This window comes from Pseudoalteromonas sp. 120-MNA-CIBAN-0494 (assembly GCF_040308885.1).
In the GTDB taxonomy this organism is placed as follows: domain Bacteria; phylum Pseudomonadota; class Gammaproteobacteria; order Enterobacterales; family Alteromonadaceae; genus Pseudoalteromonas; species Pseudoalteromonas nigrifaciens.
This window is the reverse complement of sequence record NZ_JBEOOE010000017.1, coordinates 20,945-46,089: the sequence shown is the minus strand read 5'-3', so window position 1 is coordinate 46,089 and position 25,145 is coordinate 20,945. Positions and strand designations below refer to the sequence as shown.

The following is a 25,145-nucleotide window of genomic DNA, read 5'->3' as shown; positions in this document are numbered from 1 at the left end:
TTTGAAGACACTGGTTATACCCATATCGTGGTTGTTTAAGAGCGCGCCGGAAAGCCAATTCGAAAACATGCGCTTGTTACTCCATTTATCTAATGTATTAATTCATGTTAGAGGAAGTTACACTGAGCGTATTTAAACCACTAAGTGAATTCGAAAATTCTCGACCATCTCCTACGATTGAAGTGACTAAGTCAAAAAACCAAGGGTCAGAGTGGGGAGATGTTACGACTGATTCAATGAGAGTATTTAAATCCAACTTGACAGTATATCCTGCTCTGTAGGAATCTAAGATAGATCTAATCTCTTCTGGATCTTCTGAATACGGGGCGTGTCCCCCTATGACATCATTTACAAAACCAAAGTCTCTGAAACATAAACGAAATTCATTCTCGAAAGAATATGGCATGCTTTTGCAATAAATGTGTGTTAAAAGGTTGTCGCCTCTAGCTGGCATTTGGTTTTTAAAGTCTAAGTATTCAATAAGTCCACCTAGTACAGTATAGTTTTTGTTTTTTCCTAATGATGATTTAAGTCGACCTATAGTAGACTTAATTGCAATTCCGTTGTGATGATTACAGTATAACTTCCACATATGATAAGACTCATGAGTGCTGATATTCCAGCAAGTCACATAAGAATTGTAGATGGCAGCCTCATACATATTTCTTTGTAAATCGATCTCCCTCGATTTTTGTTCGGATTGCGGAACTTGCGCCATTCCTGCTTCTGGCATTCCGCCAAACTGAACTTTACTGTTACCAAAAAACTGAGGAGCAAATTTGGTATTTAGAATTCTTTCTACAAGTGATTCCCAATGTGCAGTTGGAACTTTCCCCTCCAACGGGTCAATTTCCCAGTTTTTATCTAATCTTGCAAACCAAAGGGATTGAGTTGAAAGTAAAGAAATAAACTTGCTCAAATCCATGTACTTCCAAATCACTGTATCATCATATAGGGTTTCGCCATTTGTAAATGGCTGAAAAACATTTTTGGAAATCTCTTCAGATCGCTCTGTTCGCACAAAACTAACTTCATCAGCCCACCGCTCAATATATAAAACGGTATCAGTATCACTCGCAAGTATATTGAAATTTGTTACAGAATCACCTAACGTAACTGAGACGCTGTAATGGGTATTGAGCCCCGTAATATTTCGTTCACAGTTAACCAACTCAAATTTCTCGAGAGAGTGAGTTTTTCTAAGCTGTTTGATTTGTTTTAAGTTCACCTTTACCACTCATACTAGAAGAAACAATTTATAGTGCGCCCATCATGCAAAAATCAAAGATAGCCAAATGGGTCATACCTCGACTTCACACATTAAAATACCAGGAGACTAGTTATATGAGTCCAGCAGCTACCTCATAAACCTATTTGCTAAATCGGTAAACCAAATACGAGCAAGCTGAACTTACAAACCCTGAGTTAAATCTTGCGCTAACGTACCCGTTGGTTTTTCAATTACGCGTATTAACTCTTTGCCATTTTGTTTAACAATAAACGTAGGTGTGTATTGTAAGTCGTGAGCCTGTGCAATGCCTGCATCGTCTTGCTTGTTGTAACCTACGGCCACATAGTCAATGCTTGCAAGTTGTACTTTCGATGCATCAAGTAACTTAATGAGCTTTGGCACTTCGCGCTCACTGTCGTGGCACCACGTTCCAAATAATACAATAAGCTCTTTGCCTTCTAGCTTTTGCATTAGCGCTATATCTTGCGTCGTTGGCGTAAACGCCTTGTAGTGTTCGTTAAACTTGTCGTAGTCGCTTAGCAGTGCTTGCGTACTTATCTCGCCCGAAAATGGCGCCGTAGCAGCGCAGATTATAAGCGGCATGCTTAAAGCGCACAGTAAAATTAATTGTTTAAACATAAGGTACTCTTTAAGTAGGTATTTAATTAAGTATTAAATAAAGCATTTAACGACTATACCCAATATTGAGTGTGGAGTGAACAACTCAAAACCGTTACTTTTTATCCATAAAAAAGTTAACTTGCGATAAGTTAGTTAAATATTCTCGCCTTACGTTTTTATTCTCAGCTAGCTTGTCTAAATCACCAATCAAGGTAACTAGTTTATTATGAGAATGGCTGCTTGTTTTTTTAAACTCGTCTTGCTTTTCGTCACTCTCAACACGCTCTTTTTTATTCATGTTGTAGCTGTTTTCGTTTTCTTCAAGCCAAATATCGTCAATTAAGCGAATGTTGCTTTTACTAATGGTTTGTTCTTGCATCGCCATTTGCAGCTCGTATTGATTGGTTTGCGGATTAAACTCAAACATTTTTGTATCAACATCAACCTCGTGAGACTGATCAAGCCCCACAAGTTCTTTATTTTTAACCGCAGTACCTACGTTATAACTCTCTTCTTTGTTGTAGTAATCAGGGCGACTGTATTGATAATCAAAGTGGCTACTTACATTTTTACTTTGCGTTACACCGCTAAGATCCCCTAATTGGGCTTGTTCAGTCGCTTGGCTTAGCTCAATTGTACTTTTAGGCTGATAATCGCCGTTATCAAGCGCATAAGAAAATGTAGCATCAAAATCAGCGAGCTTAGAAATACCCGCTCCTAATGTATTTGGCGCCTTATTACCAAGCCCTTGGTAACGGGCATCGTTTGTAATCATGTTATCAACCAAATCGGCAACCATGGCGCGCCCGTCATTAAAGTGCTGATCTGCAAGTGACTCCAAATTGCTATAACGCTCAGCCGCTGATGACATACTCGTAAAAGCGCCTTTAAACAATGCAAAACCTTGCTGCATTGCCTCGTCGCCTTTGCGCCCAAATGCCGACTCTTTATCGTCTTTGGTGCTGTTTACTCGGCTATCTTCTAGGCTTTGATCGAGCGACGCTAAATACCGCTGCACTTGCTGCGTGTCTTTAGCACCAATGGTCGACATATCGAGTGCAAAGTCTATTTCGTTTTGCCCACTTTCTGATTTAAACACAAGTGCTTGCTGATTCGATGCTTCATCAATTGAGTAACTTAAATCAAGCGTGTTTTCGCCTATATCAAGCACATCATTTTGCGTTGTTGAAAACGACACATTAAAACCAGATAACTGCTGATGATTAAAATCAGCTAAAAAGTCTAAGTTTATATCGCCTTGGTTTACCGGCACATAACGGCTGTTAGCATATTGACTGACTTTAAAAAACTCATCAGCCATTTCACCTACACCTGCAAGTACTTCAGTTAGCGCCTGATGCTCAGCCTCTGACAAATCCCCTTCTACTTCATAGCTAAGGCTAAAATTATCAGCCGTTTTACCAGCACTTTCATCATAACCTTGCGATGAGTTAAAGGTAATATTAATAATATCGCCTTCTTTGGTTTTTACTGATAATTGAAAGCGGTAGTTATCGTCATCCTCATGCTTGCTGCGATTAATACTCTCCATATAAGGGTTAAGCGCACGCTCAACACGCTGCTGACTAGAGGCTAAAAATGATGTTTGTTGATGCCCTAATTGCCCCAGGTTAAATAAAATATCACTGGTGTTAGCGTAAGCACCCTGAATATCTTTTACCGATTTATTTAAGCGTTGTATGAGCTTATCGCTATGCTCATTTTTAAGTAGCCCTTCTTGCTGACTCGTTATTACAGTACGTATAGCTAACTCTTCAGCGCTGTAGTGGTAGTTCGATATATTTGCTTTTTTTGCAGGAGTGATCAGCACCGAAAGTTGTTGTTGCAGTAATTGGGCAACTTTTTCGTCGCTAAACTGACTGAGAAAATCGGACGTTATTTTGGGTGATAGCTCTGTTGCTAACTCTGGTATTAATTTTGGCGCTATTTCGAGTGGGCTATGTTGCAGTTTGCTGCTAAGGGTATGGTTTGCATTATCAACTGGCAGTACTTGCTTTGTCGCTAAACTAGAGTGGTTATTTAACCCATTGTTAATCATGATCATCCTTAATCGCAAACTGCTATTAAGTATATATCGGTCGGCCAACTAAAAACTTGAGCGATTTATAACCTTGTTACTTAAATTACAAATAAAGTAACAAGGTTATCTAGGGCGTGTTGATCTTTGCGGATTAAAACTCGCTCTATTTAGGGGAGTTTAATCGCTAATTTTAGCGATTAATTGTGCCTTAACTTGGCTTATCGGTCACGGCTCCGGTAGAAGCTGAACTTACTGTTCTGGCATATTTTGCTAGTAATCCGCGGGTGTATTTTGGCGCAGGTTGTTGCCAACGTTGTTTCCTACTGGCCATTTCTTCATCAGTAATATTAAGAGTCATTTCACGGCTTTGCGCGTCAATAGTAATGCTGTCACCATTTTCTACTAGTGCAATGGCGCCGCCTTCGTAAGCTTCTGGTGTAACGTGCCCCACAACAAAACCCCTACTACCACCTGAAAAACGACCATCGGTAATAAGCGCCACATCGTTACCTAAACCTTTACCCATAATAGCTGAAGTGGGGCTTAGCATTTCACGCATACCTGGGCCACCTTTAGGACCTTCATAGCGAATTACTACAACGTCTCCGGCTACTACTTGCCCATCTATAATAGCGGCAAAGCCTTGCTCTTCTGAGTCATATACTTTTGCGTTGCCGGTAAAGCGTAAACCCTCTTTACCCGTAATTTTTGACACTGCTCCTTCTGGCGCTAAGTTGCCAGCTAATATAACTAAATGACTGTCTTTTTTAATTGGCTGATCAAAAGGTAAAATAATATTTTGCCCTGCTGGGTAATCTGCTACATCGGCTAAATTTTCGGCCATGGTTTTGCCTGTCACTGTCATACAGTCACCGTGCAGCATACCGGCATCTAATAAACGCTTCATCAGTGGTTGAATGCCACCAATTTCAATCAACTCCGACATTAAATATTGACCGCTTGGGCGCAAGTCGGCAATTACTGGTGTTTTATCGCCAATACGCACAAAGTCATCCAATGTTACTTCAACGCCTACCGCATCAGCCATAGCAATTAAATGCAGCACCGCATTGGTTGAGCCGCCTAAGGTAATGATCAGCGTAATTGCATTTTCAAACGCTTTTTTGGTCATAATATCGGAAGGTTTAATGTCATGCTCTAGCAAATAAACAATCGCTTTACCCGCATCAATACAGTCTTGTTTTTTGTTTTGTGAAATAGCATTTTGCGCAGAACTATTTGGCATACTCATGCCTAAAGCTTCAATTGCTGAGGCTAACGTATTTGCCGTGTACATACCACCACACGAACCGGCCCCTGGTATGGCTGTTTTTTCAATATGTTCTAATTGCGTAATTGGAATATCGCCTGCCGCGTAGCTGCCCACCGCTTCAAATACCGAAACTATATCGGTATGATTTTCACCGGGTAAAATTGTACCGCCGTACACAAATATAGAGGGGCGGTTTAAACGTGCTAAGCCCATTAAGCAACCCGGCATATTTTTATCACAACCGCCAATAGCAATAATACCGTCGTGGCCCATACCCGCCGATACCGCTTCTATAGAGTCGCAAATTACTTCGCGTGATACTAAAGAATATTTCATCCCTTCGGTGCCCATAGAAATACCATCGGATACGGTAATGGTATTATAAATAACGCTTTTCGCACCGGCGCTATCTACGCCTTTACCCACTTCTTCGGCAAGTGTATTAATGTGCATATTGCACGGTGTTACCATAGACCATGTAGAGGCAATACCAACTTGAGATTTTTTAAAATCGTCATCATTAAAACCTACCGCTCGTAACATAGAACGACTAGGAGCCTGAGCGCTACCATCTACAATTTTTTGTGAATATTTACGTGGTTTTTCAGAAGTCATTTCTTACCTTACCTACTTTTTACAAGGTTTATTAATAGAACAAATTATAAAAACAAGCCCCACCTTGCATAATTAATGCGGTAGGGCTTGCTATAATAGATGGTTTTAACTTTTAAAGCAGTTAAAGTTTACAGACTTGTAATCGCTTTAAGGCAAATAGCTTTTACCCATTAAATAGCTGTCAACCTCACGCGCGCAGCGTCGACCTTCATCTATTGCCCACACAATTAAGCTTTGTCCGCGACGACTATCGCCTGCGGCAAATACGCCAGGCTTGCTTGTAGCAAACTTATCGTACTGTGCTGCAATATTAGAGCGAGCATCTTGCTCTAAACCAAATTGTGCAACAAGGCCACCTTCTGGCCCCATAAAGCCCATAGCAATCAGTACTATATCGGCAGGAATTATCTTTTCACTGCCCGCTACTTCTTGTGGCACCATTTGCCCTTTATCGTTAAGTTGCCAAGTAATATCTACAGTGTGCACAGCTTTAACATTACCTTGCCCGTCACTTTCAATTTTTTTAGTCATCACTAAATATTGACGTGGATCTTGGCCTTGCACTGCAATAGCTTCTTTTTGGCCGTAATCAACCAACAAACGTTTTGGCCATTGTGGCCAAGGATTGCTGCTCTCGTCGCGTTGCTCGGGTGGACGAGGCATAATTTCTAGCTGAATAGCACTTTTACACTGATGGCGAAGCGCAGTACCAATACAGTCGGTGCCGGTATCACCGCCACCTATAACCACTACATTTTTGCCTTTCGCATTAATGAACGCTCCGTCTTGATGTTCGCTATCGAGCAAGCTTTTGGTATTGGCTGTTAAAAAGTCCATCGCAAAATGCACACCGTTAAGCTCGCGCCCTGCAACGGGTAAGTCGCGCGGTACTGTGGCACCAATACATAACACGACTGAGTCAAAGTCAGTTTCTAACTGCGCCACACTAATGTCTTTGCCTACTTCAGTATTAGTAACAAAAACAATGCCTTCTTGGGCTAAAATATCAACCCGACGTTGCACTAATTCTTTTTGTAGCTTCATGTTTGGAATACCATACATTAGCAAGCCACCAATGCGGTCGGCGCGCTCATATACAGTAACCATATGGCCAGCTTTATTTAACTGTGCTGCAGCGGCAAGGCCCGCTGGGCCCGAACCAATTACGGCTACATTTTTACCAGTGCGAGATGCAGGTGGCTCAGCAACCACCCAACCTTGCTTAAAGGCATGATCAATAATTTCTTTTTCATGTAACTTAATAGCCACCGGATCGGCGTTAATACCCAGTACACATGCCCCCTCACAAGGGGCTGGGCATACACGCCCAGTAAACTCAGGAAAGTTATTGGTTTTATGCAATAGCTCTACTGCATCTTGCCAGCGGCCGCGATAAATTAAGTCATTCCACTCCGGTATTACATTATTTACCGGACATCCTGCTACTGCCGGTGCAAATTCTGATTTTGCCGACTGACAAAACGGCACGCCACAATCCATACAACGCGAAGCTTGCTGCTCTACATCTGCTTGTGGTATTTCTTCATATACTTCCAGCCAGTCAATTAAACGTTCACCTGCGTTACGCTCAGTTGGCAAGGCACGACCTACGTTGATAAACCCTGTTGGATTTCCCATAATATATTCTCCTTGGCAGCTTAAGCTTTAGCGCTAGCTATGTTGTTTAAATGAATGTCGAATGCTTCAACGGCAATATCATATTCCGAGGTGAATTTTCCGCTACTGCGTACATCATTCATATAACCTTGCATGCGTTTGTAATCAATCGGCATTACTTTAACAAAGCGCTTAACATTGCTGTTCCAATCTTTTAATAAATCACTGGCAACATCTGAACCTGTAGCATCAAAATGTTGGCTAATTAAGGCTTTTAATTCGTGGCTTTCAGCGTCGGTATCTACACTTTCAAGTGCGACCATTTCCATATTGCATTTAGCCGCAAAGTCATTATTTACATCAAGTACGTAAGCAACACCGCCCGACATACCTGCAGCAAAGTTTCGACCAGTTGCGCCCAAAATAACCACTTTACCGCCGGTCATGTATTCACAACCGTGATCCCCCACACCTTCAACAACGGCTGTTGCGCCCGAGTTACGTACACAAAAACGCTCCCCCGCTATACCGCGTATAAAGGCGCTACCAGAAGTTGCTCCAAAAAAGGCCACATTACCAATGAGGATATTTTCACTAGCAGCAAACTTAGCTTGTTTACTAGGGTACACCACTAAATTTGCGCCAGAGAGTCCTTTACCAAAGTAGTCGTTGGCATCGCCTTCAAGTTCAAAACGTAAACCCCTGGTTGAAAAACAACCAAAGCTTTGCCCCGCTGAGCCGTTAAACTTAACCTTAATAGTATCTTGCGGTAAGCCATCTGCATGGTACTTTTTAGAGATTTCGTTAGAGATCATCGCCCCTATGGTTCTGTCGGTGTTAATCACATCGTATTCAAGCGCCACACTTTGCCCAGACTCTAGTGCCGCTTGAGCATCTTTGATCATTTTGCGATCGATAATGTCGTCGATTAAATGCTTTTGCTTTATTGATTGATACAGAGTTTCGTTTTCAGCGCATTCTGCTTTGTGTAATAGTGGAGTTAAGTCAACGCCTTGGTATTTCCAATGGTCAACATCTTTGCGCTGCGTAAGGCACTGAGTTTGGCCCACCATTTCTTCAATACTTCTAAAGCCAAGCTCAGCCATAATTTCGCGTAAACCTTCTGCCATCATGGTAAAAAAGTTAACTAAAATATCGGCACGACCAGTAAACTTGTCGCGCAGGCCTTTATCTTGTGTGGCAATACCAACTGGGCAGGTATTTAAATGACACTTACGCATCATAATACATCCCTCAACCACCAATGCTGTGGTAGCCATGCCGTACTCTTCTGCACCAAGCAGCGTTGCAATGGCTAAGTCGCGTGGCGTTTTAAGTTGCCCATCGGTTTGTACCGTAATACGGCTACGCAGTTTATTACGCACCAAAGTTTGATGCGTTTCAGCCAAACCCAGTTCCCACGGTAAGCCCGTATGTTTAATTGAGCTCAGTGGTGACGCACCGGTGCCGCCATCGTGGCCCGCAATCAGTACCACATCGGCATAGGCTTTTGCCACACCCGATGCAACCGTACCTACACCCGCTTCTGATACTAATTTAACGTTAATGCGCGCGTCGCGGTTGGCGTTTTTAAGATCAAAAATAAGTTGCGATAAATCTTCAATAGAATAAATATCATGGTGTGGCGGCGGCGAAATTAAGCCCACCCCTGGCGTAGAGCCACGAGTTTTACCTATCCATGCATCTACTTTATCGCCGGGTAATTGCCCACCTTCGCCCGGTTTAGCGCCCTGCGCCATTTTTATTTGTAGCTCATCGGCATTCGCTAAATAATGGCTAGTAACACCAAAACGACCCGAAGCCACTTGTTTAATTCGCGAATTCATCGAATCGCCATTTTCAAGCGGTGTATAACGAATTGGGTCTTCGCCGCCCTCACCGCTGTTACTTTTACCGCCAATGCGGTTCATAGCTATAGCTAAAGTAGTGTGTGCTTCCCACGAAATTGAGCCAAACGACATAGCACCCGAGGCAAAGCGTTTAAAAATGTTGGCAACCGGTTCCACTTCGCTCAAGGCAATAGCAGGACGATCGCTATTCAATTGTAATAAACCCCGTAAGGTAAAGGCTTCTTTACTTTGATCGTCCACCGTTTTTGCATACTGCTTAAACTGCTCAACATTATTACTGGCTGTTGAATGCTGCAGTAAGCGAATTACCGTGGGATTAAATAAGTGCCGTTCACCATCATGACGCCACGAGTATTCTCCGCCCGTAGGCAGTAGTTTATCTATAGCAATGCGGTTGGCCTCAGGGAAACCCTCACGGTGGCGTAATAGCGCCTCTTGGGCAATTTGATCTAGGCTTAAGCCTTCAATACGGCTAACCGTACCGGTAAAGTACTGATCAATAACCTCAGAGTTAATGCCCAAGGCTTCAAAAACTTGCGCACCTAAATACGACTGTAGCGTTGAAATACCCATTTTAGAGAAGGTTTTCAACAAGCCGCTGCCTACCGCTTTGGTGTATTTTTGGGTAATTTGTTCATTTGTTAAGTTAGTATCAAGTACGCCTTCATCACGTAAACCATACATGCTCTCTAGGGCTAAATACGGGTTAACTGCCGCAGCGCCATAACCAATAACAGTAGCAAAATGATGCGTTTCGCGTATATCACCCGACTCCAAAATTATATCGGCAGATGAGCGTAGTTTTTCACGAATTAAATAGTGATGCACCGCTGCTGTTGCCAATACCGAAGGTATAGCAACATGGTCGCTGTCTACGCCACGGTCACTTAAAATGAGTATTTCATAATCATCTTCAACGGCATTTTTGGCATATAAACAAATACGATCCAGTGCTCTTTTTAGTGCACCTGGCCCACCGCTGGCTTTAAAAGTAATGTCGATCGTTTTAGCTTGAAGATGATTGTTATCTATATACTGTAGTTTGCGTAATTGCTCATTGGTCAATACAGGCTGTTCTATTTCAACCTTATGGCAATGCCCAGGTGTTTCATCGAGCAAGTTAAGTGAGCGGCCAATATAACCGCGCAACGACATAACCAACTCTTCACGAATAGGGTCGATGGGTGGGTTGGTTACTTGCGCAAATAACTGCTTAAAATAATGTGATAATTGTTGCGGGCGATGCGACAGCACTGCAAGCGGCGTGTCGGTACCCATAGCGCCTAGTGGCTCTTTAGCCGTACCAACCATACCCGCCAGTACTAGGTTAAGATCTTCGCTGGTGTAACCAAATGCTTTTTGTATTTTTCGCAGCTCTGCCAATGGCGGCTGGGCAAAAGACGCGCTAGGAACGGGTAAATTGTCTAATTCAATTTTGTTTTCAGCTAACCAACGAGCATACGGCTGAGCCGAGCTAACGTGTTGTTTTACTTCGTCATCACTAATAATGCGACCTTGCTCTAAGTCAGCAATAAATATTTTACCCGGTTGCAAACGCCCTTTTTCAACAACCGTTGATTGATCAACGCACAATGCACCGGTTTCAGAGCCCATCACTAGCGTGCCATCTTCGGTTAACAAGTAACGCGAAGGGCGCAAACCATTACGGTCAAGTGTTGCACCAATAACGTTGCCATCGGTAAACGATAACGATGCTGGGCCATCCCAAGGCTCCATAATACACGCATAGTATTCATAAAATGCGCGCTTGGTGGCATCCATATTGGTTTGTGTTTGCCATGCTTCTGGCACCATCATCATCATTACTTGCGCCAAAGACCGCCCGCTGAGCACTAATAGCTCAATAGCCATATCAAGATTAGCCGAATCTGAGTTATCGTTATTACACACCGGATTTAACATATTCAATTCAGCATCGCTAAAATTAACCGAGCTAAACAATGCCTCACGAGCATTCATCCAGTTAATATTACCGCGTACCGTATTAATTTCACCATTGTGGGCTATATAACGAAACGGCTGCGCGCGGCGCCAAGCAGGAAAAGTGTTGGTTGAAAAACGAGAATGAAACATCGCCATTCCCGAAATAGTACGCTCGTCTTGCAGATCAAGGTAATACTGGCGCACTTGCTCGGTAGTAAACTGGCCTTTATAAACAATTTTGGTAGATGACATTGAGGTTACATAAAATTCGTCACGTTCGGTGAAATCTAAACCATTAATTTTATGCGAGGTGTATTTACGCAGCACAAACAGCTTACGTTCAAATTCTTGTGCGCTTAGCGCTTGCGGCTTAGCAATAAACACTTGCTCAATATTTGGCTCGCTTTCAAATGAAGCCGCGCCTAACATAGAGTTATCGCCCGGAACATCCCGATACCCTATTAAGGTTAAACCCAGTTCGGCAATATTTTGATTTAGTATTTTTTTACACGCGTCGCTAAGTGCTTTATCGCGCGGGAAAAAAATCATCCCCACACCATAGTTTAAGGCGCTTGGCAGCGTCCACCCTAGCTTTGCGGTTTCTTGACGGAAAAACTCATGAGGAATTTGAATAAGAATACCAGCACCATCACCACTTTTAACGTCAAACCCTGTTCCACCACGATGTTCCATGCAGCTGAGCATGGTGAGTGCATTTTCGATAATATCGTGTGACTTTTTACCCTTAAGGTTAGCGACAAAGCCAATGCCGCAACTGTCATGTTCAAATTCAGCGCGATAAAGACCTTGGGATTTTTTGCTCATATCATTCATTACTTATTCCTATTTCATCAGCCTATTGCTATCAGCTAAATTGTGCTTACTAATTAAGTCATATATTTTTATATACTCGAGGTATGCGCTTATCTCATTCAAAAAATCGTTAAAATGCCTAAAACAGCCACTGTAAAATCTTTTTGAATTTGTATAGTGCAGTATTTATTAGTGAAAACTTTAATCAAAGGGGGATAAAAACTAGCCGTAAAATAACGCTGAGTCAACTAAGAAATGAATATACATTCAGATTATATGAATATATATAGTCTAAAATAGTTATTAACAGCCCATTTACACTGCATTTAATAACTATGCCTTATGTTTTAAAAAAGCGCATAGTTGATTTGGATGGGTTTGGTCTTTTTAGTTATAAAAGTGCACCACTAAGGCCTGAGGGGCGAAACTAAGGGAGGATTGGTGCATCTTTAAAAAGTAAATAAGCAATAACATTTTTATAATAATTAAAGCGCAGCTGCAATTAATTACTACAAAACAATATTCACGCTAATGGCAGCGCAAAAAAATAAGCTTACCCTAAAACAGTAAGTCGCAGTTATGCAAAGGCCAAACAGTGAGTTTGGCTAGGTCTCACCTAAAAACTTAAGCTTAGAATATGTGGTTTCAATCTGCAAAACTCACTTTACCCATAGTAACGCCTGCAATTCCTTGGGCTTTATTATCAAGGTGTAGCTGCTCACCGGCTAAGCATTCGTTAGCTAAAATAGCAAAAAGTACCGCTTCTTTCGCGTCGGGATCAACCCCTAATGCGTGAGTATTTTTAAAACCTTTTATGGCCGGACAAAGCGTTACTAAATGTTGCATTAAGAGTAAATTGTGAATGCCGCCGCCACTGGCATACACCACACTATTGGGCGCCATTTTTACACACGTATTTAGCGCATTGGCAATAACCTCTGCGGTAAAGCGGTTTAAGGTGGCCATTACGTCTTGATGACTTAACTTTTGGGTATTTGAAGCCTGTTGCGCAGCCTCTAAATAAGCCAGATTAAACACTTCAGGGCCAGTAGTTTTTGGCATTTTTAGGGTTAAAAAATGATTGTCGCAAAGCGCTGTTAGTAACGCAGTATTAATAACGCCCGCTTTCGCTATCGCAGCGTTTTCATCGTAATGCATGTTATTAAAATAACGCTGCACATAGGCATCCATAATGGTATTACATGGGCCAATGTCAGAGCTAAATACTGCGTTGCTATCGCCATTTTGGGGTAAAAAAGTGAGGTTAGCTATACCGCCCATATTGAGCAAAATACGGTTTTCGTCAGAGCTTGAAAAAAACAAATAATCACCATACACGGCAAGTGGTGCGCCCTCGCCGCCTGCTGCTATATGCTTTTGCCTAAAATCGCCAATGGTAGTAATACCTGTAGTAACGGCTATTTGGTCGCTGTCGCCAATTTGTAAAGTGCCATTGTTAAAATCGTTATACTGATGCTGGCTTTTAGGACAGTGGTAAATAGTTTGTCCGTGGCTGGCTATTACATCTATATTGGCTGGGTTTACCTGCCAGCTGTTTAAACACTGATTAACCATGTCGCCATGTAATTTACCAACCCAAGGGTGCAGTAACGTAAGGTATTCTAAGTTGCATTCACGCTTGGCAAATACCTGCTTTATTTTTGTTTTATAATCATCGCTATAATCAACCGTAGTAAACTTTAAAACCTCAATTTGGGTATGCACACCCGCGGCAGTTATTTTACATAAGGCAACATCAAGTCCATCTAACGAGGTACCACTCATTAGGCCTATAATTAATCGGCTTGGCTTTAACGCACTGTTATAAAGCTTACTAATGTGTGGGTGCATAATAATTTCGCATCTATTGTTGTTAAGTTAATAGCATTCATTTTAGAGTAGTTTAAATAAAAGTTATAGCGCTATAGAAATCAGTTAATCCACTTATAAACTCACCTTAGAGTAAATACTCACACCTTGGGGTTGATTTTTTAACCGTGTGCCCAAAACTCCTGTATTAAGATATACATACTTAACCTGAGCTCTGGTTAAGAGATTTACTAACGTATTGAATCATCGTTATATTTGATTTTATTTTCTCTAGCCAGAGGTTTTCAGTGAAAACAAGGCGAATTTACGCGTCAATAGCTGGCCTATTGCAAGTAAATTCAACGCAGTTAGCGCTGAAAATAGCTGCTTGAGATAAGTTTATTATCCGGAGCTCAGGTTTCTTACTACTTATCTGCGCATTATTGTTTAGTTTCAACTTTGCTTTAAACACAAACTAAAACATTCAGATCAAAGTAGTTCACTCATCTATTGGAGATTTTATATGTCAGTAACCAGTCGACAACTCACGTTAGCATCACGCCCACACGGTGCTCCTACCGATGAAAACTTTGCATTAAAAACACTAGAGCTGCCGCCATTAAAAAATGGTGAAGTATTACTGCGTACCATTTACTTATCCCTTGACCCTTACATGCGTGGCCGCATGAGCGACGCTAAATCGTATGCCGACCCAGTAAATGTTGGCGACGTGATGGTTGGGGCAACTGTATGCCAAGTTCAAGAGTCTAAAAACGACTCCTTTAGCGAAGGCGAATGGGTATTGGCTTACACTGGTTGGCAAGACTACGCTATTAGCAACGGCGAAGGGTTAATGCAATTAGGCAAAGAGCCTGCTAATCCTTCGTATGCACTAGGTATTATGGGAATGCCGGGCTTTACCGCTTATATGGGATTACTTGATATTGGTGCACCTAAAGCAGGTGAAACCGTGGTCGTTGCTGCAGCAACAGGCCCTGTGGGCGCTACCGTTGGCCAAATTGCAAAAATTAAAGGCTGTAGAGTCGTCGGCGTTGCCGGTGGCAGTGAAAAATGTAAGCACGCAGTAGAAGTATTAGGTTTTGATGCCTGTATTGATCACAAAGCAGATAATTTTGCACAGCAACTTGAACAAGCCTGTGATAATGGTATTGATGTTTATTATGAAAATGTGGGCGGCAAGGTATTCGACGCCGTATTACCCCTTCTCAATACATCAGCACGCGTACCTGTGTGTGGTTTAGTGTCGCAGTATAATGCAACCAGCTTACCAGAAGGCCCTGATCGTTTGGGTATGCTAATGGGGCAAATACTCTCTAAGCGTATTAAGATGCAAGGCTTTATTATTTTTGACGATTATGGCCATCGTTATGATGAGTTTGCAACCGCTATGCAGCAATGGCTACAAGATGGAAAAATTCAATACCGCGAACATATAGTAGAAGGCATCGAAAATACCATTACTGCCTTTAACGATATGATCAGCGGGAAAAACTTCGGTAAAACCGTAGTTAAAATTAACAGCCCACTTTAAATTTAATGCGTTGTTATCTGTAGAAAATGGCAACGCAACAAGGATTACTATGATCAAGCTACATCATTTAAATAAATCACGCTCAAAACGTATTATCTGGTTACTAGAAGAATTAGCCGTAGATTATGAAATAGTTGCTTACCAACGTAATAAAGACACTTTTTTAGCCCCAGATGAACTTAAACATATTCATCAGCTTGGTAAGTCGCCGGTGATAGAAGATGATGGGATTATTGTTGCCGAGTCGGGCGCAATTACCGATTACCTCATTACTAAATACGGTAACGGAAAGTTTGCACCTAAAGCAGGCACTAGCGATTATGTTGATTATCAGCAATGGCTACACTTTGCCGAAAGCTCAGCTATTTTACCGCTGCTGCTTAAAATGTTTGTATTAAAAGATGGCGCTAAAACCCAGTTTTTAGAAGGTTACGCCGACGCCGAAACAGCTAAAGTAATAAGCTACTTTAACGATCGCCTAGAAGGCAAGCGTTACTTAGTAGGCGACACCCTAACCGGCGCCGATTTTATGATGTCGTTTATTGTCGAAATCGTTAAAAACTCAGGTCAACTAGCACACTTTAAAAACCTAGTTAAGTACGATGAGCAATTACAAAGCCATGAGAAGTTTCATACCGCACAAGAGCTTGAAGCTAAATACGATTAATAATTGTCTGGTATTAGCTTTACAGTTATACCAATTGCATTAAGTTAGTACACATTTAAAAAGGGCCTTGGGCCCTTTTTACGTTTGCTGTAATAATTTAAATTCCGCCTAGCTCGCGCTCGGTAATACACTCATCTGACGCCATTTCAAATTCGCGACACACTAACGGGCGGTTTTCGTAAATAGAACACATGAGTGTGTTGCGATCGAGGGCTTGGCACCAGCCATCATCGGCACGTTTCATTACTTCGCTGCCCCATTTATCGTATTCAATATAATGAAATGGCACACCGGTATCTGTCACTATGCGTACTTCTAATTGGCAGCAACAGGCTTGGCAATTAGCACACGTAACAGGCTCTGGGGTGGTGGTGAGGTTTTTAACCGGAATAACAATTTGAGGCATAGTGGCTTAATAAAATAAAGTAAGCCACTAGGATACACCAACTAAGCTCAAATCGGCAGAGTAAATCTATCTCTAGGGGCTATTTTAAAGGCTAACTAGGTTAAATTTAGCTAATATTATGCTAGCTGACGCGCCAGTAATTTCGCTTTAATATCACTGTAGCGCATCGCTTCACACAGCGCAAAACCACTCAATTGGCGCACTTTATTGCGTGCAAATAAAGGCACGCTCATGCCCGCTAAAAAGCGACATTGGGTTTCTACACCTACGTTATTAATGCCTTTACTGGCTAGATGCTGTAAAAACTCATCTACTTTTTGATAAATTACACTCTCATCAACAACATCTGCTTGCACTGAATATTCAAGCTTAACACTGTGGCCTCTGCATACTGAGCAATGGCCGCATTGCTGGGGCGCATTTTGATCGTCAAAATAACGGGCAAGGTTGTAGCTTAAACAGCTTTGCAACTCAAAAAAGCGTACCAATGCAGCTATACGTTTTATTTCGGCTTGTTCTTTATCGGTAAAATAATCATGCAGTTGCTGCGCAAGTTCAGGGTTGTTTATCACCTCACTATGCACTTTATACACTTGGGTAATACGTTTGGTTTCTAGGGTAATAAGCTGTTTTTCGGCTAAGTAGTCAAGCGCCGCAACCACTCGTTTTCGATCGACTTGCGCGGCTTGTGTCAGGCTATCAAAATTAAGCGTGCCCCATACTTTTTTAAAATCGGTATGGCTAAATATTTGCGTTAAAAATGCTTGGCGCTGCTCATCAAACTGGCCTAGCAACTCGTTTTTATCAACTAAAAACTTATATTTAAAATCGGCGTAGTAAGCGTATTGCGGCGTAATTGCACCTTGCATTTCTAGCTGTACTAACAAAGTTTTAAGCGCAAGTTGCCTAATATTACTGTCGCTTGAAAGGCTATATTCTTGCATTTCCCATTGCTGCTGCGAGCTGTGGTGCTGGCGAATATCGTTAATTACATGCTCAATACCGCTTAGCTCTGGGGTGTCGCCATACACAAAGTTCTCTACAGTATTTAACCCATCAAGGTTGGCTAAGGTAAAACACTGTGACGGGTTACCATCGCGCCCTGCTCGGCCTATTTCTTGGCTGTAGTTTTCAATCGATTTAGGTAAGTCGTAATGAATAACAAAGCGAATATCGGCTTTATCTACGCCCATTCCAAAAGCAATCGTAGCCACTACTACATTAATTTTACCACCCATAAAGTCATCTTGAATTTGCCATCTAAGTGTATCTTTAAGCCCAGCATGATACGCCACCGCTTGCAGCCCTTGATTGCTTAGCATATTAGCCACTTGTTCGGCACTTTGCTGCAAGGTAACATACACAATACCTGGGCCATTTTGTGCGCTAATAATGTTAGCAAGCTCGGTATTTTTATCCGCCGTTTTTACACTCAGCACACTTAAGTCTAAATTAGCGCGGTAAAAACCGGTTTGTACAATGCATTCTGGGGCAATGGCAAAGCGCTCGGCCATATCGCGCTTTACTTTTTTAGTCGCGGTGGCGGTTAATAATAATACCAGCGGAATATTAAGCTCTTCACGGTAGCGTGGTAGTTTTAAGTAGTCGGGTCTAAAGTTGTGTCCCCACTCAGAAATACAGTGCGCTTCGTCAACAACCAACATAGACACTGCTATTTGATTAATAAACTCTCTAAAACGCTCGTTCTTAAAGCGTTCAACCGACACCATTAACACTTTAACTTTACCGCTGCGAACATCGTTCATTACTGTGCTGCTTTGCATTTGGTCTTGGCTCGAATCAAGGCTGGCAGCATAAATACCTTTGCTGTTTAAAAAGCTAATTTGATCTTTCATCAATGCCAATAATGGCGACACCACTAAGGTTAAATGTGGTAAATGCAACGCGGTTAATTGATAACACAAAGACTTACCCGAGCCGGTGGGAAATATAGCCAACGACGATTGCCCATTTAACAACTGCTCTATGGTTTGCTGCTGCCCGCCTCTAAACTGATTAAAGCCAAAGTGTTGCTCAAGTGATTGAATTAATGAAGGGGTCATAAAATATCCTGTTTAAATATTTCCCTCAAAAGGAAAAATATTCCTACACGGTAAAACCTAAGTAAGTATAAAAATACACACTATTTAGCTTTAAAAGTGTGAGTATAACTTATTCATTATTTTTTGCTGACACATCCTTTATTTAGGCGCAGAATATAGCCATATCAATAACGAGTTTAGCCTTTGCCAAAATAACTTGATTCATACCCAAGTAACCTCAAAAAAATAATTCTACATAGATTATTTGGGTATATTATTTTTAAAGGCAGCGTTATGAATATTACCACACCTAAAGTCGTCGTTATTGGCGGTGGGGCTGGCGGATTAGAGCTTGCAACCCAACTAGGACATAAACTAGGAAAGAAAAAACACGCAGACATACTACTCATAGATAAAAACCGCACCCACATATGGAAGCCGTTACTGCACGAAGTAGCGACCGGTTCTATTGACCCAGATTTAGATGGCGTAGTGTACAGCGCTCATGCTGCTAAACATCATTATCGCTTTCAGCTTGGTACATTTTGTAATATTGACCAAAGCAATAAAACTATTACCCTCGCACCACTTTATGACGAATTAGGCCACACTATTTTACCCGAGCGCAACGTGCGCTACGACCATCTTGTTATTGCCATAGGCAGCGTAAGTAACGACTTTAATACCCCTGGTATAAAAGAGCATTGCTATTTTTTAGATTCTAATCAGCAAGCAGAGCGCTTTCAGCACTCGTTACTCGACAGCTTTACCCGCCTGCACCAAGACGACAATCAACAACAATCTTTAAACATTGCCATTGTGGGCGGCGGCGCAACCGGTGTAGAACTCTCGGCTGAGTTGTATCATGTTTCTGAGTTATTAAAGCTATACGGCTTAACTAATATGTCGTCCAAACGTTTACATATTCATTTAATTGAAGCCGGGCCACGTATTTTACCCGCACTGCCCGAGCGCATTGCCGTTAGTGCCAAGCGCGAGCTGCTAAAATTAGGGGTTAATGTACGCGAACAAACGCAAGTAAAAGAGGCCACCGAGCACGGCTTCATTACCAAAGACAATGAGCACATTAATGCCGATATTATGCTTTGGGCTGCAGGAGTAAAAGCTCCTGATTTTATTAAAGACCTAGGTATTTTTGAGCTCACTCGCAGCAATCAAATTCAAGTAAACCAATTTTTACAAAGCACGGTTGATGACAGCATTTTTGTATTGGGCGATTGCTGCGCCTTTACCCAAGCCGACGGCAAACAAGTGCCACCGCGGGCGCAATCGGCGCATCAAATGGCGCAATGTGTTGAAAAAAATCTTATAGCCACATTAAAACAGCAACCATTGAGTGGCTTTAAGTACAGCGATCACGGCTCTTTAGTTAATCTGTCTCGCTACAGTACAGTTGGTAATTTAATGGGTAATCTCACCAGTAATAGCTTTTTTATTGAAGGTAAAATTGCCCGCTTTATGTATATTTCGCTCTATCGCATGCATCAACGCGCCATTCACGGCAGTGCAAAAACCTTTGCCTTGTGGATCAGCGAAAAAATACTGCGCGTGGTACGCCCTAAAATGAAGTTACATTAAAGTTTTGCAGAGTTTAAACACCACAGCGGTGAATTTATTACCGCTGTCATTAATATTTAACACTTTTACGTTATATATCCAAACCATCTCAAAATGCAAAGTTCAGCATTTCAAAGGCTTGCTTTGGGTATAAAGTAAAAAAGCTTAGGAGGTAATATGCAATGACGGCTAAAACACTCATTTTTAACTTTGATGGCACCGGTGCTGAGCCTAGAGACGCCGAGCAGTTTAGTGCTGATCATTTTAAAGAAGACAGCAGTATTTCTAATATTCTTAAACTACACTTACTCGCTGGCGGACAACTTAATAACTCTCCTAATACTAAATTAACCAATCAACTTAGTTTTTATTATCAAGGTATTGGTACTAAAGGCAGCCGCTTAAAACGTTTTTTAAATCAAACACTCGCACCACGTAACGACGATGTAGCTAGCATTTTAAAACAAGCCCTAAGTGATTTTAAAAGCCATTATAAGCTAGGCGACATTGTCTTATTAACTGGTTTTAGCCGAGGCGCTGCACTCGCTAGGCGCTTAGCAAAATTATTAGAACCATTAATAAGTGAGCAAGTATACCTGTGTGTATTTGACACTATTGCCTCTATTGGTTTATCAAAAATAACCAAAGCGACCCGTGGCGCAGAGCATGTAATTTTTGAAAACCACACCATAGCAAGTAATGTTACTCAAGCCTTACATTTTGTAGCCCTGGATGAAAAGCGTCGCGCGTTTGAACCCACACTAATGAACCAACAAAGCAACATTACCGAATTGTGGTTTGCTGGTGCGCATTCTGATATTGGTGGCGGTTACTATCGCGATGGTTTAGCCGATATTTGCTTGCGCTATGCAATAGAGTGGTTAATCTCGCAGCCGTTAAATATCACCTTTTTAACCAGTCACGATATTGACTATGCAGCCTTACTTCCTAACAATAAAGTAATCGCGCAAGACGATATAACAATTACACCCGACCCGTTGGCATTAAGCCATCAGCAAAATTATTTTTGGTTTAACCCATTTTTTAAACTAGTAGATAGAGAATGCTATGTACTGATAGATAACGAACCAAGTCCCCTTGAGCCATTAGTGCACCACAGCGTGGCCGAACGCATTAACAAACTCACCAGTTACCGCCCAGAGTCACTTAAAAACCTGCCTTATAAAATAATCTATAACGATAATACCCAACTTAGTTTTACCGGGTTAAGTGCACATATTATGCTTGCTAACCAAAATATGAGCGTACTGGCAGTAAAGCAAAGCCAAGATGTGGTGGTATTTGCCAGCGAAGCCTACAACGCCACTGGTTTAATGCTAGAGCAAGGCGCAACGTATCGCTTTACCCCTTACCCTGATCAGTATTGGTTCGACGACGGTATAAAATGTACTGCGCTTGGCTGGCACCGCGATGACGTGCAACTTGGCGTAAAAGAAATCTCTATGGCATTGCTCGAGCCATTTAGACGACTACCAAATGCACAGTGGTTTTCGTTAATTGGCGCTATTAATAAAAGTGACAAGAACTTATTTGCAATAGCCGACGGCGCAGATGTTAAAATGGTGCAATCAGGTGAATTTACCCCATTTGCCAACGACTTAAGCCGATTTTATGGCGCTAACGCCGGTAAAATTAAAATCAAAGTAACGAGGCTAGAATAAAATAGCGCTCAGGCATTAAGTTTCAGGTAGAGACTAGCCAAGCGCGGTGGCTAGCTGAAGGTGGAAGTTTACATTGCACTGTTAGCAACAGGTGCGAGGCGAAAGTAATAAGTTAAGCTAGTACCAAATAACTAAAAGCATTAGCAAAAGCCCTATTTGATCACAGCTATTTAAGCGGCGATTAAATAGGACTCTTGTCCTGAATGCTTGTTGCTGCGCTTAAAAGAGCCTTTACCTTTTTTAGCTTTAACCACTTGTGGTTTAAACACTTTAGAGGTAACCAGTGCAGCCAACGCATTGTGCCTTATAACACCGCGGCCAGTATCTACGGCGCTGTTAGTGGCCGTTTTTGTTTTCGATTTTTTAGTCATCATTTTTCCTATAAACCAACTAATTATAAAATAGATTGTATGTTACTTAACCTGAACTCTGGTTAAGAGATTTACTAACGTACTAAATCATAGTTATATTTAAATTTATTTTCTCTAGCCAGAGATTTTCAGTGAAAACAAGGCGAATTTACGCGTCAATAGCTGGCCTATTGCAAGTAAATTCAACGCAGTTAGCGCTGAAAGTAGCTGCTTGAGATATATTTATTATCCAAAGTTCAGGTTACTTATATATGGCGATTGTATGCTTAATTTACAAGCTTGCAAGTGATTTAAAGCGCTATTTAAAAAATATGTCCCCCCCCCCCTTTCCCCCTATTTCACTGCCCTCATTAGTATAAAATTAAGGCAAAAAAAAGCGCAGTAAATAACTGCGCTTGTTACTGTTTAGCTAAATATTAAAAGCTAAAGCTTAATTTTGCATAGTAGGTACGGCCATCAAAACCATAAGGTACGGCACGTAATGGGTATTTAAATCCGCCATTAGAGATAAAGTTAAGTACTTCATCATCACCTAATTCATCTGGCGTTTCGTCAAATACGTTATCAGCACCAACCGATACAGCAAACGTATCGTTAATTTGGTAAGTCACGTTTAAATCAACCAATACTGCTGACTCAACCGTGCTGGTAGGCTTAAACGAACCCGTAGGTGATAAAAACCCAGGTAACGAAATATGGTCGTTAGCAAAGTATTTAACATCGGTTTCGCCAAAGTAGTTAAAGCGTATCATTGAACTATAAGCATCGCGCTCATAATCAAAGGTTAACGTACCACGCTCACCTGGTTGGCCGTCCGTTAAAAAGCTGCTTTGTATATCATCAAGCGCGACATTTTTTGGAATACCGGGTGCTGCATTTACATTATCAATTTTAGTTTCGTTTAGGTTACCCGCAAAAGTAATACCTAAGTTACCACCGTCCAATTCAGTACGGTAAGATGCAATAATATCAACACCTTGCGTAGTTGAATCTAAAGAATTTGAGAAATAGTTTGCTTGCACTGCACCGGTTGCTTGTAATGCAGCAACTGCCTCTGCACTAAATGCCACATCATCTGCTGATAATAAACTACCTAGCGTTATACGGTCTTTAATTTCTACGTGGTAAAAATCAACCGTTAACGAAAGCTCGCTGGTTACATCATAAACAAAGCCTGCGCTTAAGTTTTTAGATGTTTCTAGCTCTAAACTATTAACCCCTAAAGCAGAAGGAAATGCCGAACCTGTGGTTGCTGTAAACGATTGGCTTAACGTGCCGTCTGAGCCTAAGTTAGTGGTAAACGCTGTATAGCCACTTTGTTGTAACGACGGTGCTCTAAAGCCTGTAGATGCAGCAGCGCGCACGGCAAAGTCATCATTAAACTCATAACGCGTTGCTAATTTACCAATTAAATCATCGCCTGCATCCGAGAAGTCTTCGTAGCGCAGTGCACCACTTACGTTCCATGCATCGGTGATCATGGTTTCAGCATCTACATAAAATGCATAACTGTCGCGGCTTTGTGAATTTGACGCTTCAGGGCGCAAACCGTTATAAGCTTGAAAACCACACTCTGCAAATTGATTAGCATCGTTAACTGACGGATACGAGGTATCCATATTAGCTAAACCACACGCATAAGAAGCTTCTTCCCCTGGGACTATTTCGTAATTTTCTTTACGGTACTCTGCGCCAAACGACAAATAAAGAGGCTCACTACGACCAATATCTATAATGCCATTAATGTCGGCATTAACTGTAGTTTGATCAAAACGGAAACCACCTGAATACCCACCACTTGGGCCCGCATTAGCCGCTATATCAGCGTCACTCGCATTTGGGTTATTAGCAACATACTCTGCCGCATACGAGGCATTAATGCTGTTACGTGAAGTAAAGTCGTATTGGTTTTCACCATACACCGCCGATACATCGTATCCCCAGTCGGTATTAATTTCGCCTTTAAGTCCAAGCGCAAGTGAAATATCTTGTGCTTCGTTAAAAATCTGCGGTAAAAAACCATCTGCGTATACTTGAGTTACGTTTTTGCCAGCTTCATTAAAGTTTCGGTAAAAACCATTACCTAAAGCGGTACGTTCAGAATAGCCACCAAATGAGTAAAGTTCATTATCGCCACCAACTGGCAGTGCCATATTATAAAATAGTGAGGTAAATTCGCTCTCTGCATTACCTTGGCTCCAGCGTACATCTTTAGAAAGCGTACCAGGTGCTACATCAAGTGAGCCGCCAATATCGCGCTCTGCACGGTTAGTGCTTTGTGCATCACGGTGCTCAAGTGATAGGTTAATAAATCCACCTTCGCTGCCTAAATCAAAACCGCGGTTTAAGCCAACCGATACTGTTTCGCCATCGCCTTCGCCGGTTTCGCTATATTGTACATAACCTGTAGTAACGCCAGTTGAATTGTTAAGCGATAAGTTAATAACCCCTGCAATAGCATCAGAGCCATACTGTGCTGCAGCACCATCACGCAGTACTTCAACACCTTTTAAAGCAACTAACGGAATCGCATTCATATCGGTGCCTGCTGAACCACCACCAACCGTACTTGTTAAACCAAAAATGGCTTGATTATGACGGCGCTTACCATTTATTAATACTAGTGTTTGATCTGGCTGTAAACCACGTAAAGTGGCAGGTCTAAATAAATCAGAGCCGTCAGATACTTGCGTACGCGAAAAGTTAAATGAAGGTGCGGTTGCTTGTAAGCTTTGCCCAAGTTCGGTAAAGCCACCTTTATTTAGATCGTCCGCGTCAATTAAATCAATAGGAGATGAGGATTCAGTAGAAGTACGATTAGATACGCGTGATCCTAATACTGATATTTGCTCAATATTTTTTACAGCTTTAACCGGTGCTTCTTGTGCGTTAACAATGCTTGGTGCACTAAAAGCAAAAGCAACGGCAACAGCGAGTGTGTTTAAACGATATGTTGACATAGTGACGACCCTGTTTTGTGTGTTCTTATAATTTATGAAAGGCTGTTACATA

15 protein-coding genes are annotated in these 25,145 nt (G+C 41.7%); 4 read left to right on the top strand and 11 right to left on the bottom strand.

All coding sequences use genetic code 11. The features are described 5' to 3' along the window. Positions 1-97: 97 nt before the first annotated feature. The 7 genes from AAEY55_RS11610 to AAEY55_RS11580 all read right to left on the bottom strand — a co-directional run bounded on the left by AAEY55_RS11610 (position 98) and on the right by AAEY55_RS11580 (position 13,877). The gene (locus AAEY55_RS11610) at positions 98-1,228 is read right to left on the bottom strand and encodes a DUF2971 domain-containing protein (RefSeq protein WP_089369088.1); all 1,131 of its coding nucleotides are present in this window, start codon (positions 1,226-1,228) and stop codon (positions 98-100) included. Between the two features lie 183 nt (positions 1,229-1,411). Then, positions 1,412-1,870: a thioredoxin family protein gene (locus tag AAEY55_RS11605; RefSeq protein ID WP_089369087.1), complete on the bottom strand. Its 459-nt coding sequence runs from the start codon at positions 1,868-1,870 to the stop codon at positions 1,412-1,414. Between the two features lie 94 nt (positions 1,871-1,964). Beyond that, the gene (locus AAEY55_RS11600; RefSeq protein WP_350545648.1) at positions 1,965-3,911 is read right to left on the bottom strand and encodes a hypothetical protein; all 1,947 of its coding nucleotides are present in this window, start codon (positions 3,909-3,911) and stop codon (positions 1,965-1,967) included. 190 nt (positions 3,912-4,101) lie between these two features. Continuing rightward, positions 4,102-5,781: a dihydroxy-acid dehydratase gene (gene ilvD, locus AAEY55_RS11595; protein WP_086998204.1), complete on the bottom strand. Its 1,680-nt coding sequence runs from the start codon at positions 5,779-5,781 to the stop codon at positions 4,102-4,104. Positions 5,782-5,928: 147 nt separating this feature from the next. Continuing rightward, entirely contained in the window at positions 5,929-7,419 is a 1,491-nt protein-coding gene (locus tag AAEY55_RS11590; RefSeq protein ID WP_089369085.1) for a glutamate synthase subunit beta, read from the bottom strand. 20 nt (positions 7,420-7,439) lie between these two features. Next, positions 7,440-12,047, bottom strand: a complete 4,608-nt coding sequence (gene gltB, locus AAEY55_RS11585; protein WP_350551372.1) for a glutamate synthase large subunit — start codon at positions 12,045-12,047, stop codon at positions 7,440-7,442. Between the two features lie 624 nt (positions 12,048-12,671). Then, positions 12,672-13,877 carry an anhydro-N-acetylmuramic acid kinase gene (locus tag AAEY55_RS11580; RefSeq protein WP_182683765.1) on the bottom strand — a complete coding sequence of 402 codons (1,206 nt, stop codon included), beginning with the start codon at positions 13,875-13,877 and terminating at the stop codon, positions 12,672-12,674. A gap of 481 nt (positions 13,878-14,358) precedes the next feature. On the opposite strand from AAEY55_RS11580, the gene AAEY55_RS11575 reads away from it, so the two are divergent. After that, positions 14,359-15,387 carry an NADP-dependent oxidoreductase gene (locus AAEY55_RS11575; RefSeq protein ID WP_350545641.1) on the top strand — a complete coding sequence of 343 codons (1,029 nt, stop codon included), beginning with the start codon at positions 14,359-14,361 and terminating at the stop codon, positions 15,385-15,387. Between the two features lie 49 nt (positions 15,388-15,436). Continuing rightward, entirely contained in the window at positions 15,437-16,054 is a 618-nt protein-coding gene (locus AAEY55_RS11570) for a glutathione S-transferase family protein (RefSeq protein WP_179807751.1), read from the top strand. A gap of 97 nt (positions 16,055-16,151) precedes the next feature. On the opposite strand, the gene AAEY55_RS11565 is transcribed toward AAEY55_RS11570, so the two are convergent. Together AAEY55_RS11565 and AAEY55_RS11560 are read right to left on the bottom strand one after the other, a co-directional pair. Further along, positions 16,152-16,460 carry a YkgJ family cysteine cluster protein gene (locus AAEY55_RS11565; protein WP_176359701.1) on the bottom strand — a complete coding sequence of 103 codons (309 nt, stop codon included), beginning with the start codon at positions 16,458-16,460 and terminating at the stop codon, positions 16,152-16,154. 116 nt (positions 16,461-16,576) lie between these two features. Further along, positions 16,577-18,523 (bottom strand): RecQ family ATP-dependent DNA helicase, encoded by a 1,947-nt coding sequence (locus AAEY55_RS11560; protein WP_350551369.1) that lies wholly within the window; start codon positions 18,521-18,523, stop codon positions 16,577-16,579. A gap of 273 nt (positions 18,524-18,796) precedes the next feature. Between AAEY55_RS11560 and AAEY55_RS11555 the strand changes: the two genes are divergently transcribed. Both AAEY55_RS11555 and AAEY55_RS11550 read left to right on the top strand, forming a co-directional pair. Next, positions 18,797-20,101: an NAD(P)/FAD-dependent oxidoreductase gene (locus tag AAEY55_RS11555; protein WP_350551366.1), complete on the top strand. Its 1,305-nt coding sequence runs from the start codon at positions 18,797-18,799 to the stop codon at positions 20,099-20,101. Between the two features lie 161 nt (positions 20,102-20,262). Further along, positions 20,263-21,762, top strand: a complete 1,500-nt coding sequence (locus tag AAEY55_RS11550; protein ID WP_192531768.1) for a DUF2235 domain-containing protein — start codon at positions 20,263-20,265, stop codon at positions 21,760-21,762. 170 nt (positions 21,763-21,932) lie between these two features. Here AAEY55_RS11550 and arfA read toward each other — a convergent pair whose 3' ends face one another. Continuing rightward, on the bottom strand, positions 21,933-22,133 hold the full coding sequence (gene arfA / locus AAEY55_RS11545) for a ribosome alternative rescue factor ArfA (RefSeq protein ID WP_058374703.1): 201 nt from the start codon (positions 22,131-22,133) through the stop codon (positions 21,933-21,935). Positions 22,134-22,549: 416 nt separating this feature from the next. Further along, on the bottom strand, positions 22,550-25,093 hold the full coding sequence (locus AAEY55_RS11540) for a TonB-dependent receptor domain-containing protein (protein WP_350551362.1): 2,544 nt from the start codon (positions 25,091-25,093) through the stop codon (positions 22,550-22,552). Positions 25,094-25,145 lie beyond the last annotated feature (52 nt).